The organism is Vibrio metoecus (assembly GCF_009665255.1).
Taxonomy (GTDB): domain Bacteria; phylum Pseudomonadota; class Gammaproteobacteria; order Enterobacterales; family Vibrionaceae; genus Vibrio; species Vibrio metoecus_B.
In genome coordinates, this window is sequence record NZ_CP035686.1 from 2,826,288 (window position 1) to 2,839,773 (window position 13,486).

General features: G+C 48.7%; 13 protein-coding genes. 7 read left to right on the top strand and 6 right to left on the bottom strand.

Translation table 11 applies throughout. From position 1 onward, the window contains the following. The first annotated feature begins 5 nt into the window (after window positions 1-5). The 4 genes from EPB59_RS12915 to EPB59_RS12930 all read left to right on the top strand — a co-directional run bounded on the left by EPB59_RS12915 (window position 6) and on the right by EPB59_RS12930 (window position 4,923). Entirely contained in the window at window positions 6-704 is a 699-nt protein-coding gene (locus EPB59_RS12915) for a DUF484 family protein (RefSeq protein WP_055052233.1), read from the top strand. Next, entirely contained in the window at window positions 673-1,605 is a 933-nt protein-coding gene (gene xerC, locus EPB59_RS12920) for a tyrosine recombinase XerC (protein WP_055052234.1), read from the top strand. Before EPB59_RS12915 ends, xerC begins: the two co-directional genes overlap by 32 nt. A gap of 2 nt (window positions 1,606-1,607) precedes the next feature. Next, window positions 1,608-2,327 carry a 5-amino-6-(5-phospho-D-ribitylamino)uracil phosphatase YigB gene (gene yigB / locus EPB59_RS12925; RefSeq protein ID WP_154173094.1) on the top strand — a complete coding sequence of 240 codons (720 nt, stop codon included), beginning with the start codon at window positions 1,608-1,610 and terminating at the stop codon, window positions 2,325-2,327. Between the two features lie 109 nt (window positions 2,328-2,436). Next, window positions 2,437-4,923 carry a bifunctional diguanylate cyclase/phosphodiesterase gene (locus EPB59_RS12930; protein ID WP_154173096.1) on the top strand — a complete coding sequence of 829 codons (2,487 nt, stop codon included), beginning with the start codon at window positions 2,437-2,439 and terminating at the stop codon, window positions 4,921-4,923. A 12-nt stretch (window positions 4,924-4,935) separates the two neighbouring features. Here the strand turns inward: EPB59_RS12930 and EPB59_RS12935 are convergent, their stop codons facing one another. The 4 genes from EPB59_RS12935 to EPB59_RS12950 all read right to left on the bottom strand — a co-directional run bounded on the left by EPB59_RS12935 (window position 4,936) and on the right by EPB59_RS12950 (window position 9,247). Next, complete coding sequence (locus EPB59_RS12935; RefSeq protein ID WP_154173099.1) at window positions 4,936-5,532, bottom strand: tRNA-uridine aminocarboxypropyltransferase; 597 nt, start codon at window positions 5,530-5,532, stop codon at window positions 4,936-4,938. Then, window positions 5,529-7,073 carry a COG3650 family protein gene (locus EPB59_RS12940; RefSeq protein WP_154173101.1) on the bottom strand — a complete coding sequence of 515 codons (1,545 nt, stop codon included), beginning with the start codon at window positions 7,071-7,073 and terminating at the stop codon, window positions 5,529-5,531. The genes EPB59_RS12935 and EPB59_RS12940 overlap by 4 nt, the downstream gene beginning before the upstream one ends. Before the next feature lie 236 nt (window positions 7,074-7,309). Next, window positions 7,310-8,137, bottom strand: a complete 828-nt coding sequence (locus tag EPB59_RS12945) for a Cof-type HAD-IIB family hydrolase (RefSeq protein WP_154173103.1) — start codon at window positions 8,135-8,137, stop codon at window positions 7,310-7,312. Window positions 8,138-8,245: 108 nt separating this feature from the next. Beyond that, on the bottom strand, window positions 8,246-9,247 hold the full coding sequence (locus tag EPB59_RS12950; RefSeq protein WP_154173105.1) for an alpha/beta fold hydrolase: 1,002 nt from the start codon (window positions 9,245-9,247) through the stop codon (window positions 8,246-8,248). A gap of 77 nt (window positions 9,248-9,324) precedes the next feature. On the opposite strand from EPB59_RS12950, the gene rhtB reads away from it, so the two are divergent. Beyond that, on the top strand, window positions 9,325-9,942 hold the full coding sequence (gene rhtB, locus EPB59_RS12955; RefSeq protein WP_154173107.1) for a homoserine/homoserine lactone efflux protein: 618 nt from the start codon (window positions 9,325-9,327) through the stop codon (window positions 9,940-9,942). A 23-nt stretch (window positions 9,943-9,965) separates the two neighbouring features. After that, window positions 9,966-11,192: an EAL and HDOD domain-containing protein gene (locus EPB59_RS12960; RefSeq protein WP_055052242.1), complete on the top strand. Its 1,227-nt coding sequence runs from the start codon at window positions 9,966-9,968 to the stop codon at window positions 11,190-11,192. 108 nt (window positions 11,193-11,300) lie between these two features. Here the strand turns inward: EPB59_RS12960 and EPB59_RS12965 are convergent, their stop codons facing one another. Next, window positions 11,301-11,771 carry a Dps family protein gene (locus tag EPB59_RS12965; protein WP_055052243.1) on the bottom strand — a complete coding sequence of 157 codons (471 nt, stop codon included), beginning with the start codon at window positions 11,769-11,771 and terminating at the stop codon, window positions 11,301-11,303. Window positions 11,772-11,980: 209 nt separating this feature from the next. Here EPB59_RS12965 and EPB59_RS12970 point away from each other — a divergent pair, with 209 nt between their 5' ends. Then, window positions 11,981-12,994 (top strand): acyltransferase, encoded by a 1,014-nt coding sequence (locus EPB59_RS12970; protein WP_154173109.1) that lies wholly within the window; start codon window positions 11,981-11,983, stop codon window positions 12,992-12,994. Here the strand turns inward: EPB59_RS12970 and EPB59_RS12975 are convergent. Then, the gene (locus tag EPB59_RS12975; protein ID WP_055052245.1) at window positions 12,991-13,320 is read right to left on the bottom strand and encodes a DUF2500 domain-containing protein; all 330 of its coding nucleotides are present in this window, start codon (window positions 13,318-13,320) and stop codon (window positions 12,991-12,993) included. The genes EPB59_RS12970 and EPB59_RS12975 overlap by 4 nt on opposite strands. Window positions 13,321-13,486: the final 166 nt, after the last annotated feature.

Consider the following 13,486-nt stretch of genomic DNA (forward strand, 5'->3'; position numbering starts at 1 on the left):
CAATTTTGTCTCAGGTAACGGCAGATGCTCTGACCGCCCAAGTGGTGGCAGAGTATCTTTATGAACACCCCGACTTTTTCCAGCATCACGCCTATTTGGTTGAGCGACTGGCTTTACCGACCCAAACGGGAGCTGTATCGCTGGCACACGTACAGTTAGCTCGCCAGCGTCAGCGTATCGAAGATCTCGAAGAAGAGATCACCGGTTTGATGTCACTCGCTGCGAATAACGATCGCACTTTCCATGAGTTTATGGATTTGCAGGAGCAGATCCTCAAATGCTCGTCTCTGCAAGCGGTACTGCATGCCATTGAAGCGAAAGCGCGTGAGTTGAATTTACGTGCTTATGTGCGCCTGTTGCAGCGACATGATGAGAAATATGGTTTAGCCAGTGAGGATTGGCAGCGCTTTGCGACCAACCACTTTAATGGCAAGCCAGCCTATTTAGGCCGTTTACGGCAAGCGGATCGCCAACGTTTGCTTGGCGATAGGCCTGCGCCAGAAATGGGCTCATACGTTGTGCTGCCATTATCTCGTCAGATCCCATTGGGTATTTTGGCTTTTGCCAGTGAAGATGGCGGCCACTTTCAACCGAGTATGGATACCTTGTTTTTACGTCACTTGGCGTTAGTCTTAACACATCTGATCGAGACGTTACCTTGGGCAGCACACGATGAAGAACGAAGAACTCACCCCGCTTCCTAATGGGTTAGCCCAGCCACTAGAGCGTTTTTACACGTATCTGCACAGTGAAAAAGGGTTGAGTCTCTATACACAGCGTAATTACAAACAGCAGTTAGAAACCATGGCGCGCTATTTAGCGCAGATGGGATTGGCTAGCTGGTCACAACTTGATGCTGGTTGGGTGCGGCAATTGGTGGTTCTAGGTAAGCGAAAAGGGATGAAAGCCAGTAGCATTGCGACTCGACTATCGTCACTGCGCAGCTTCCTCGACTTTCTGATTTTGCGTGGTGAGTTGCAGGCCAATCCCGCAAAAGGCGTTTCTGCTCCCCGCAAGCAGCGTCCGCTGCCGAAAAATCTTGATGTTGATGAAATGGCGCAACTGCTGGAAGTGACCGATGATGATCCACTTTCCATTCGCGACCGTGCGATCATGGAGCTGATGTATGGCTCAGGTTTGCGATTGGCAGAATTGGTGTCGATCGATGTGAAAGACGTCAATCTGCGTGACGGGGAAATCCGCGTCATCGGTAAAGGCAACAAAGAGCGCAAAGTGTGGTTTGCTGGACAGGCGCAAGAATGGGTAGGGAAGTGGCTCAAACTGCGCAGTCAGTTGGCTAATAGTGACGAAACGGCGCTGTTTGTTTCCAAACTCGGTACGCGCATTTCACACCGCAGCGTGCAAAAACGCATGGCTGAATGGGGGCAAAAGCAAGCGGTCGCGAGCCATATTAGCCCGCATAAACTGCGTCACTCTTTCGCTACGCACATGTTGGAATCGAGTAATAATCTGCGCGCGGTGCAAGAATTGCTCGGCCATGAAAATATTGCTACCACGCAAATCTATACTCACCTCGATTTCCAGCATCTGGCTCAGGTGTATGATCAAGCACACCCTCGCGCTCGTAAAAAGAACAAGGACTAAGCATGCTGTTTTATCGCTCACTGGCTCCGATTCAGGCGATCACGTTTGATTTGGACGATACACTTTATGATAACCATCCGGTGATCGCACAAGTGGAAGCCAAGGCCACTGAGTGGTTATTGACCCATCATCCATTGGCGGCCACGCGACCTATGGCGTGGTGGCAAGCACTTAAGCGCGAGGTGGCGCAGGCTTTCCCTGACCAGTGCCATGATGTGAGTGAGTGGCGTTATTTGCAGGTAAAGCTGGGTTTAATGCAGTTGGGGTATGCCCAACCTCAGGCGGAGCAAGCTGCGCGTGAGACTCTGGCCGAAGTCATGTATTGGCGCAATCAAGTGAATGTGCCAGCGGAAACTCATCGAGTTTTGGCTGAATTGGCCACTAAGGTGCCGCTGGTGGCGATCACCAACGGCAATGTGCAGGTGGAGAAAATCGGTTTAAGTGGTTATTTCCAATCGGTACTGCGCGCAGGTCCAGATGGACGAGCCAAACCTTATCCAGAACTCTTTGCGAAAGCAGCACAGCAGCTTGAGCTTGAGCCCCGTTCAATCCTGCATGTGGGTGACCATTTACAAACCGATGTGCTAGGGGCGCGGCAAAATGGTTTTCAAGCCTGTTGGTTTAACGATCAAGGGCAGAGTATTCGTCGGCTAGCTAAAGCGAGCGTACTGCCAGATGTAGAGATTCATCGCTTATCTCAGTTGTTGCTCATAGTTAACTGAGTGCATATTTTCGAGTCACAAAAATTACATTGCTTAAATATTGAGTATGGTCTGCGGTAAGGTTTGCGTTGCATAATGCTTAAACATTTCACTGACTTATCAGCTCTTTATGTTTACGGCATCTCGTCTCATCTCTGATTTAGCATCCGCACGGGCGGTGCTTGAGACTCTGGATCTTCCTTATGGACAGTCGGTTCTTGTCCAAATCTTTTCGCCACTGAGTGCTGAGCAAGTTTTGGTGCTCGCCGAATGTGTTCGTGCTCAATATCCACAGGCTTGTTTGCTCGGTTGCAGTACCGAAGAGGTGATCTTTCAAGGCGAGATCCATTATCACACCACTTTGCTGCAGGTAACGGTTTTTGAACAGACGTATCTTAGTCGAGCGGTGGTCACTTATAGCGACGACTGTATTGCGGATGGTCAGCATCTGGCTCGCCGCTTGGAACTGAATGAATCTTCCAAGGCGGTGGTCTGTTTCTCTGAGCAAATGGATACCTTACAAGCCCCACGATTTACGTTACACACGGAGCATGGCACGGCAGTGCCGGTTGCTGGTGGTGCGGCGAAACAAACCGCTACTGGGCGTTGGGTACTGCTGGATGATGCTTGCTACCAGCAGGCGAGCGTCGCGGTCGCGTTGCATGGTGAGGGCTTGTTTGTGGACATCGGTGGATACACCGAGTGGCAACCTGTTGGGCGAACTTATCGCGTGACTGCAGTGGAGGGAAACCGAGTCCTGAGTCTTGATGATGAGCCGATTGAAGTGGTGTATGAGCGCAATCTTGGGGCGCAGCCAGATCACTGTCACGAGTGGTTGATCAGCTTCCCCTTAATGAAGGGCGAATGCCGCCAGCAAGATGTTTTCCTGCCACTGAGCTTAGATGTGCAAGGTGGGTTGCATTTTGATCGGCTGCTGGCGGTGCAAGATGAAGTGCGCTTTTGTTTTGACCATCCGTCACTCACGCTGGAAAAGGTTTACCTTAAAGCGCAGCAACTGCAAGCTAAACAATGCCAACAGGTATGGGTGTTTAACTGCGCGCTACGCCTAAATTTCATGAACGAGAATCATGAGTTGAAACCATTTCAGGCAGTGGCTCCTACCGATGGTTGTTACTGTTGGGGGGAATTGCTGCATGTGCAGGGGCAGCAGCAGGTGATGCACCATAGCATGACGTTTCTGGCATTGCGCGAGGGAGAATTGCGCGACCTTGAACTGGCACCGCTACCGAATTATCCGGTAGGGATGACCTCTCCATTGTTCAATTTGATCCGTCACGCTTTTCACGACCTCGACATCATGACCGATAACTTGGCGCAGCAGATCCGAGCACAAACCTCATTGCTCACCGCGAGTTACCGTCGCGATCGTCGTACAGGCTTACCTAATCGGGTTGTGTTGCGTGAGCGCCTACAGCAGTTTGCCGAGCATGAACATCTTATTGCGATTAAAGTCACCAACTTCAATCAGATTAATGAAAAGTATGGCTACCCGGTTGGCGATAAGTTGCTGCGCGATTTAAGCGATCAATTTCAATCGTATCTCGACCAACAACTGGCTAGTCGCAGTGTGTTGTACGCTATCGGTGTTGGGGAGTGGGCGACTGTCTTTTGTTCTCAAGTTGACGAGCAAATCATTCACAGTCATTTCTCTCAGTTTGTTGAGCAGCTGGAACACGTTAACTTCGAACCGTGGGGACTGCCGAACGTCGATTATCTGTCAATTTCCCTATGTGCTGGCTTAGTGAGTCAGAATGATTTTTCTGAACACACGCCGGATGATTTGTTACTGCGAGCCATCGAAGCGCGGCGCAACGCCTTCAAGAACAATCGTCATTTCTGTAATGCTGCTCGGCTCAAATCACAAGAAACCGTGCGTCAGGATCGTCTGAACTGGTTATCGCGTGTGAGCCGAGCGGTTCTGCGTGATGATGTGGTGGTGTATGCGCAACCGATTTGCGAGGCGCGCAGCCACGTGGTGGCTTCGTATGAATGTTTGGTGCGGATTGAAGATGAAGGTGAAATTATTCTTCCCGGCCACTTTCTGCCCATCATCACCGATACACACCTGTATACCCGCTTAAGCCGTCAGATGATTAGCCATACCTTTACTATGATGCGTCATCGTCCGGAGGCTTTTTCCATCAATCTTTCTCCGCAGGATTTGATGAGTGAGCGTACCTTACAGCACTTGGAGGCTGCGATAAAATCGATGGCTGATCCTTCTCGCGTGGGTTTGGAAGTGCTGGAAAGTGAGCAAATCAAAGACTACGGGCGTATGATCGAAGTGTGTAATCACTTTCGCTCACTCGGTGCGACCATCATCGTCGATGACTTTGGCAGTGGCTATTCCAATATAGATGAGATTGTGAAGCTGGAGCCGCAAGTGATTAAGCTTGATGGCAGCTTGATCCGCAATATTGATCAGGACATCAAGCAGCGCCGAATTGCTGAACAGCTGGTGAAACTGTGTCAGGTACTGAATGCGAAAACCGTGGCTGAGTTTGTCCATAACCAGACGGTTTGTCGCATCAGTGAAGATATGGGAGTGGATTACTTACAAGGTTACTTCCTTGGCCGCCCCTCACGGTTAGGTTAGGCCAAGTGTGATTTAGCGTTCAATCCAACGATGGCCGCTTTTGTCGGCTTGAAACGCGTTCATGGAATAGTGGTAAAACTGTTCTAATGCGTCAGTTTGAGGGTCGGCTTGAAATTGGCGCAGCAATACGAGCCCCACTTCTAGCGTACACAAATGACCAGCTTGCTGATTGCGTCTTAGCCGATAAGCCGAAAGTGTTTGGGTGGATAGATGCACTCGCGGTAGATCGGCAAGCCAAGGGCTTTTGCGCTCCATCTTTCTGGCTTCCTGCCAGGTGGCATCCAACACGATAAAGTGCGCACTCTCGTCGCGAGTTAGGGTAGACAGTGCATGCTCCAACGCAACGCTCTCTTCACTAGGATAAATCAAAAATGAGCGGGTATTAGGTTGCCTGATACGAGCCTGTAACTCGGTGTTGGCGGCGACTCGACTCCACGTGTAAGCATGACATTCTGCGAGTGATTGAGTGAGCCAGCGTCCGGTATTGGTCTCTCGTTGCCACTCATTATCGTGAGTGAGCAGCGAGAGTTGAAAGGGCGCGCAGAGTTTTGGTATCGCTGCGCACACACATTGGAACTTAAGGCCACAGTTTGGGCAGGTTGCACTCACAGTTTGACACCGGATTGCTGGGGGGATAACCCATCAGAAAACAGTACCACTTGGCTCATTTGCTCCATTTGCGCTTCGGGGGCAACGCTCGGATTGGTTGGGTAGCTGATGCCGTTATACTGCAAGCTGTGCAAGGCTGGTTTCGCTCCGCCACCACTGACGGTGAGCAGTAAATCTTGCCAACCGTGGTGAGTCTGCTTGCCTAGTCGAATCGGGTTTTGTACGAGAGTGATGCGGCTATTGAAGCGCCATTGCTGATTTTGCTGCTCAAAAATCAATAAAGTACAGCCGCCAGTGCCACACCAATCCAACTGAACGAACAGCTCAGGCTGCTCATCGCCATTGAGATCGTATTTCAACCAGCGATATTGAGTATGGTCTGGCGCGGTTTGGTGTAGGGTAAAGTAGCGGCGAATTGCTTGATCGACCTCTTCCTCATAATCGGCACGTCCAGCGACTTGCTGTGCGTGGATTGCCGCTTGTCCTACTGCCGCAGGGGCGCCACTCTCACTGAGTTCCACCATAGAGCGAAAGAGTACCAAGCCGCCGTCTGCGATGTGATAAACCGACTGGCCGACTTTCTCTTGTTCGGCGGTGATCTGGTAGCCATCACGGGTAAAAATGCGCTCTGAAATCAAATACTGTTGTTGGTGGCGTGTCATAACCACTTGGATCTGATTGGGATTCAACTGTTGCCAGTAACCTTGCTCAATCACCGCCGGTTCACCATTGGCGTACTCATAGCGAGTTTGTGCTGTGTGGTCATTCTCCAGTGTGAGGCTAACACTAAACCCGGTTTGCTCGGTGGAGCTGGCAAAATAAACACCGCTCCATTCTAAGGTTGGGTCAATGTTGGCGAGTGTTGCACAGCCCTGATACTGGCCTCCTTTGAGTGAGAGTTTGGCCTGCCACTGGTAAATATTATCGCTCATGCCATCTTGGCATTGACCTTGTTCAAGGCGCAGTTCTCCCTCTTCAAACTGGTAGCGGCGTTGATCGGGGCTTAGTTGAGTGCGGGTAATCGAATAGTGCTGTTTCTCGCCACCCATAGGTTGGAACTGCAATCCACCATCGACAAAACGCATTGACCAAAATGGCTCATTACCAAACGCTCGGGTGGCGGTCACGGGCTGCTCACAGCCACGACTTTCATTGCTTAATTGATTGATGCTCTGCACCTCAATGCGCGCGACATAATCGCCATTAAACCCAGTTTGGCTAGGAGGCAGTAGAGTACCGACGATTTCCCCATAAAGAGGCTGATACGGGCTACGACTGAGTGCGAGGGCGTCGCGTAGCTGCTCAGGAGAGAGGTTGAGCCAATATTGTTGATGGCTTCCACAAGGTGTGAAACGCTGAACTTCATGGCCGACGACCACTTCACCACGCAGCATAAAACTTTGTGGCTGAATGGTTTCGGGCTTATCGAGTGTCGCAGGGATAATCGGAGCTGGCTCTGGTTCATTACTGGGTAAGGAAAGGTGACTACAGGCTTGCAGCAGCATAGTGAGTGAAATAGCGCAGAGGGGTAAAGCTCTCATGGATCAATTCCTTTGGCTCGATATCAATGAGTGACAGAAAGGTTCAGTGACCGAAATTATGGCATAAAGCGTCAGACAAGCTAAACCACCATCGGGTTCAATTGACAGAGTGCGGACACAAGTATGGGGCGGTTGCGAAGCGTTTCGCACTTTTCCCGACAGTCAGAAGGATATAAAAAGCAAAGGCAGCCAGAGCTGCCTTTTTTGGGGCTAATTTGCCTAGGATCTACACCGGTTTAAAACAGATGCTGATGTAGATAATGCGCCACCGCATCATCGGCGTTACTGCCAATCACTTCATTATTAGGAAGGGCATTAAAGACTTTTGGGTGTGCGGTACCCATCACCAAGCCTTTACCTGCCATTGAAAGCATCTCGACATCGTTCATGCCATCACCGAAAGCAATGCAGTTTTCCAAGCCCAATTGTAATGACTCGGCCACGGCTTGCAGTGCATCCCCTTTTGATACGCCAGCACACATCACTTCCAAGCACCAAGGAGTAGAGAATGCAACGTTGATCTTATCGCCAAAACGTTGATTGAGGAGGGTTTCGTACTGAACTAGATGTTCATGGTCTTGATTTTCTTGGGTAAAGAAAATCTTAGCGATACCGTCGGTTGGTGCGTTATCGATATCAAAGACTCGGTAGGTAAACCCCGAGTCTTCGTGGAAGTCGCGCAGAATGTCATCTTCTTTATTCAGCATCCACTCATCATCACGGTACAGATGAACGAACAGCTGTTGATCTTCTTTCACCACATCGATGATCGCTTGTACCAGCTCTTGCGGTACGTTTTTGCTGTACATCAACAGATCATTTTGGTCATGCACACGTGCACCGTTTGCGGTGATCATATACGCGGGAATGCCCGCAATTTCACGAATTCCCGCCACATCAACATGGTGACGACCAGTGGCGAAAATAAAGGTAAACCCTTGGTCATGAAGTTGTTTCAGGGTCTGTTTGGAAAATTCGCTCAACTGATGGTTAGGGGCGAGTAAGGTACCGTCGAGATCCGACGCCACGATTTTGTAAAGCTGTTTTTGTGCTGAAGTGGTCATAAAACTCTCATGTTTCACTGTAGGCAGGATGACCCGTCACCCTAAGGCCTGTTAGTGTAGTGGAATTAAATGCGGAAAAAGAGGGTAAACCTCTCTCACCGCTTTTCCTCAATTTTTCTGATTCACCGAGTGTGTGGCGAAAAAGCGTAAAATATGCGTCAACGCCTGATTTCGGTATGCATCTTGCTCAAAAAGAAGTTCATGCCGAGCGCCCGCGATAACCTGTAAAGCGGCACTCTTTTGGGTTCGGGTGAGTTTTTTAAACAACCGGTTTTGAGCGTGGTTACACACAATCGCCTCTTCACTGGCTTGCAAAATCAACATTGGTACTTTGATTTGGCGGGTTAACTGTAGGCATTGCTTGGTCGCGAGCAGACTTTGCCAAACCCAGCGATGGCTTGGGCCACCAATTTGTAATTCAGGATGCGCTTCATACAGTTTACGAAATACGTGATAACGTCGCTCACTGTGCGTGAGCAAGTTAAGAGGAAATGGCTTGGGATGATAAGGACCATAACCTGGGGCGTAGCTGGGTTTCATAGAGAACGCGGCCATGAGTTGAGTGATCAACACCGCGAATGGTCGCAAATACCAAGGCATCGCTACGCCAAACATCGGAGCACTGAGTGCTACAGCATGAAAAGGGTGGTTGGGGGTACTTTGAACATAGCGGGTTGCTACTGCGCCGCCCATAGAATGTGCTAATAAGAAACGTTGTGGGTAACGTTCTAAGTGGAAATGCTCCACTAAGCCTGCTAAATCGGCGACATAATCTTGAAATTCGTGCACATAACCGATTTGTCGATCCTCGGTGAGTCGTTCCGACAATCCTTGCCCGCGATGATCATAGGTATACACATCAAAACCCTGGCGAAACAGGTCATAGCACAACTCTTGGTATTTCCATGCCGACTCAATGCGCCCATTCACCACCACGACGGCTTTTTGGTGAGTTGGATGTTGCAGACTACACCAATAAATGTGCTTTTTATCAAAACTGCGATAAGTTCCTTCGTGGCGAGTGTGCCACACTTGAGCTATCTCAAAGTTGAGAGCTTGCTCCAAACTCGACTCTTGCGTATAAGGGGTAAGGTTTTTTTCAAGGTTCATAAGCTGGTGGCGATGTGGTTGTGCGCGGTTGCATTTAGCCTCAGTTGGCTAGCATAAATCAGGAATGAGGAATTGCAATGGATATCCAAGTTTGGCTTGCCTATGTGCTTACCGCGGTTGTGTTTAGTCTGGCGCCCGGTTCTGGCACGGTCAACTCAATCAGTAATGGTTTAAGTTATGGTACCCGTCATTCATTAGGGGCCATCATTGGTCTGCAGATAGGCTTAGCTTGCCACATTGTATTAGTTGGGATCGGTATTGGTGCTTTGGTTGCTCAATCGGCATTGGCTTTTACCATCATTAAATGGGTCGGCGCGGCGTATTTATTGTGGTTAGGGATTCAAAAGTGGCGCGATCGAACACCATTGACGATGGTGGCTCCGCAAGCGGAATTATCGCAATCGGCACTGTTGCGTAAAGCGGTGTTGATCAATTTGACCAATCCCAAATCCATTGTTTTTCTTGTGGCACTATTCCCTCAATTTATTGATCCGCAAGGTAATCATTTATCACAGTTCTTGGTTCTCGGCCTGACAACCGTTACCATTGATGCGATTGTGATGTTCGGTTATACCGCATTAGCGGCGCAACTAGGTCGTTACATCCGCTCACCAAACGTGATGAATCGAATGAATAAACTGTTTGGTTCGATGTTTATGGGCTGCGGAATGCTACTGGCTACTGCCAAAGCTTAAATCTCGCAGCCTTTGAGGAATCCATGCACACTACTTATGTCGCACGTCAGCCAATACTCAACGCCAAGCGGCACACGTTAGGCTATGAGTTATTATTTCGCGATGGAGAAAGAAACGCGTTTCCGGAGTACATGGATGCTGATCGGGCGACGTACCGCTTGATTGTGGAAAACTTTTTATCAATGGGCACCAATCCGCGCATTGCCCGCTCACGTTGTTTCATTAACTTTCCTCATAAAAGCCTGATTCGGCGTCTGCCCTTAACGCTGCCACGTGAGCAGATTGTGGTGGAAATTCTGGAAACGTGTCAGCCAACGGATGATCTATTCGAGGCAGTACAAGAGCTAAGCCAACGCGGTTACTTATTGGCATTAGATGATTTTGTTTACTCCCCAGCTTGGGAGCGTTTTCTGCCTTATGTGCAGATCGTCAAAATCGATATTATGGCGATGGGGCTCGATAAAGCGTGTGAATTTGTGCGGGGTCGGTTAGCTCAGGGGAGCCGTCGGCGCTTTTTAGCTGAGCGAGTAGAAACAGAAGATGAATTTCATCAAGCTCGTCATGCAGGTTTTACTTTCTTCCAAGGCTATTTTTTCAGTAAGCCAGAAATCATCAAGCAGCGCTACATCAGCCCCGAACATGTGATTGCGATGCAACTGTTCCGTGAAGTTTGCCAGCCTGAGGTCGACTATGTGCGGGTTGAGCGGCTAGTGGCGCAAGATATTGCTTTGTCATACAAGCTACTGCGCTTTGTGAACACGATGTCGGACCGACTCTCGGTGTCGATTTCATCCTTTCGGCAGGCGTTAGTTTATCTGGGGCAAGACAAGCTGCGCATTTTTGTTTCTTTGGCGGTAGCTTCTTACATCTCATCGAAAAAGCCTAAAGAACTGTACAACTTATCGCTGCAAAGAGCGCAATTTTGTCAGCTGATGGCGACACATCCACACTTTAAAGCTCACCGTGATCAGGCGTTTTTGATTGGCATGTTTTCGGTTTTGGACGCTTTGCTGGATACGTCTATCGAACAATTAGTCGAACAGCTTCCTTTGGCCGATGAAGTGAAACAAGCGTTGCGGGATCGTGACGGCCCGCTAGGCATGCTACTCGATCTTGAGGAGTGTTTTGAAAAAGCGGATTGGCGAGGGGTTGAAGAGCGTTGTGATCAGCTTGGTTTTGATCTAGAAGATGTTCGCCAAGAATTGATTGAAGCCCAGCGTTGGAGCCAGGACATCAATCGATTTATTTAATGAGTGGCCGGCCAGCCCGACTCTGAGGGTGTAGGTAATAAAGGCTGACCGACCAAATTCATTAACCTTCTTGCACCTTATGCTTAGCCTGTTTATCGCTCCGAGTCTTTATTTCAGCCAAGCGTTGAGCATCCAAATCAGTTTCTCTTGTTCGCGGATGTAATCGCTCATCAGCGCGGAGGTCCCTTCATCGCCCGCATTTCCCGCTAATTCTAAAATATCGCGTTGTTGATGAAGCAGAATGCTAAACCCTTCTAACAATCCTTGCATACTACTGCGGCCATCGATGGAGTCGGTGTGTTCTTTGATTTGTGCCGCTTTAAGATAACCGCTAAAACTGTGCATTGGTCTGGCGCTGAGTGTCAAAATACGCTCTGCCAATTCATCAATTTTCAGTTGTAGATCGGTGTAGATTTCTTCAAATTTGGCGTGCAATTCAAAAAATTCTTTGCCTTGAATATTCCAGTGGTAACCACGAGTATTCATATAAAACACTTGGTAGTTTGCTAATAAGTGGTTGAGCGCATTCGCCAATTTTTCGCTCTGTGTGGTATCAAGACCAATCAAATTCGTATTCATAGTACACCTCTCAGTTTTGTGGTTTACCTTTCGGCTTGAGTAAAGAATAAGCACTTCGAGAGGTGAAGAAAATTTGCTTTTCTTGATTTATTCAATAGCCACAGACTATCAATGGAGAATGGGGTGTGACCTTTGACAAGAGATTGACTCACCATTCACTCACCGCACTCAAGAGTATTTATAGTGCAATGAAAAAGTAGGAACTGAATGTGCCGCAACGAGTCTTTTTCTTCGATTTATTGAGAGCGATCGCCGCTGTTGCCGTGATTGCTATTCATGTATTGGCCCCATATCGAGATAGGTTAGGTGAAATCCCTTTCGCTCAGTGGCTCACTGCCGTTACAGTCAATGGAGCAAGTCGTTGGGCGGTACCGGTATTTATTATGATCTCTGGAGCGCTCATGTTGAGCGATCGTCGGCCGTTTGAGCTGCGTTATTACCTAGAGCGTCGACTGGGCAAAGTGCTTATCCCTTTTCTGGTTTGGTCGCTGTTCTACGCTTTTTTATCTGGTTGGAGTCCGACGGGGTTTGATGATGCCATGATATGGCAAACCTTACTCTCCAGTCCCCAGCATGAAACCTACTACCACCTAGGCTTTTTTTATTACTTTATTCCACTTTATTTCGTGATCCCATTTCTGCAGTGGGGCGCGCAACGCTGGGATAGTGTAGCACTTTACGCTTTCGTGGCGGTGTGGTTGCTAACCACTATGCTTTATTTGTTAAGGTTAGATGGACCTTGGAGTCATGATTTATGGTTATTCTCAGGCTATTTACCGCTTGGGTATCTGCTTTATCAAAAATGCTCATTAAAGCGCGGGAGTGTGTTGGTTATCACCTTAATGGGGCTAGTCTCACTTTATATCACGGTACAGGCTGTGGTGACGCTGAGTTTGGTCGAGCATGCATACCGCGTTGGGCGTTGGTTTTCATATAAGACGATCAATGTGGTATTGATGGCGAGCATGGTGTTTATTTTGGCGCGTGCCTTTGCTTCTAAGTTGCCGCTGAGTTGGCAGCAAGGCGTCAGCTTTGTCAGTCGATACAGCTTAGGTATTTATCTATTGCATCCCATTTTTCTATGGCCCATGAAAGCCTATGGCTGGTGGCAAGGCCATCCCGCATGGGTGATCCCACTTTGGGTATTGCTCAGTGGAGTGGGATCGTTATGGGTCAGTTGGTTGGTTTCGCGCAGCTCGAAAACACGCTGGTTGCTGCCTTAGCGTTTTAGAGCAAAATGCAAAAATTGCGTGCCACGATAAGTAAGAGTGCCTTTATCCCCCGGATTTAAGGCATGAAAATAATGCACACCAACCTGAAACTCTCGTTTAGGCCCAATGTGGCCTTTTTGTACATAGATCCAAAACTCTTGATCGTCTTGACCGGGAAGCGGATTAGGAATGTCGATAACCTGTTTATCAAGAATCGTCACCTCGGCCGTTTTTTCCGGTGCATTTTCTCCATGAATGTGGCGACGGTAAAAGTGGCTGAAAAGCCAAAGTGCAGCAATAATCAATAAAGCTAAACAGATCAACAGAGTGTAGGGCATGTCCGCCTCCTATAGAAACTGGCTGTCATTTTAGCGAATGGCGTATTTTTCCAAGCAGTTTGTGACTAGAAAGAGAAGTCAGGCAGCCGTCAGATGGAAATTTTCGGCGGATCTCACATTTTATCGGTCATCCAATGGCTAACAATTGGATAATGCAAGGCTGGCT

Bases quoted from the DNA above. Each gene is read 5' to 3' on its own strand.
- EPB59_RS12930 (WP_154173096.1), top strand. From the start codon at position 2,437: ATGTTTACGGCATCTCGTCTCATCTCTGATTTAGCATCCGCACGGGCG.
- rhtB (WP_154173107.1), top strand. From the start codon at position 9,325: ATGGATATCCAAGTTTGGCTTGCCTATGTGCTTACCGCGGTTGTGTTT.
- EPB59_RS12950 (WP_154173105.1), bottom strand. From the start codon at position 9,247: ATGAACCTTGAAAAAAACCTTACCCCTTATACGCAAGAGTCGAGTTTG.
- yigB (WP_154173094.1), top strand. From the start codon at position 1,608: ATGCTGTTTTATCGCTCACTGGCTCCGATTCAGGCGATCACGTTTGAT.
- EPB59_RS12975 (WP_055052245.1), bottom strand. From the start codon at position 13,320: ATGCCCTACACTCTGTTGATCTGTTTAGCTTTATTGATTATTGCTGCA.
- EPB59_RS12965 (WP_055052243.1), bottom strand. From the start codon at position 11,771: ATGAATACGAATTTGATTGGTCTTGATACCACACAGAGCGAAAAATTG.
- EPB59_RS12960 (WP_055052242.1), top strand. From the start codon at position 9,966: ATGCACACTACTTATGTCGCACGTCAGCCAATACTCAACGCCAAGCGG.
- EPB59_RS12945 (WP_154173103.1), bottom strand. From the start codon at position 8,137: ATGACCACTTCAGCACAAAAACAGCTTTACAAAATCGTGGCGTCGGAT.
- EPB59_RS12940 (WP_154173101.1), bottom strand. From the start codon at position 7,073: ATGAGAGCTTTACCCCTCTGCGCTATTTCACTCACTATGCTGCTGCAA.
- xerC (WP_055052234.1), top strand. From the start codon at position 673: ATGAAGAACGAAGAACTCACCCCGCTTCCTAATGGGTTAGCCCAGCCA.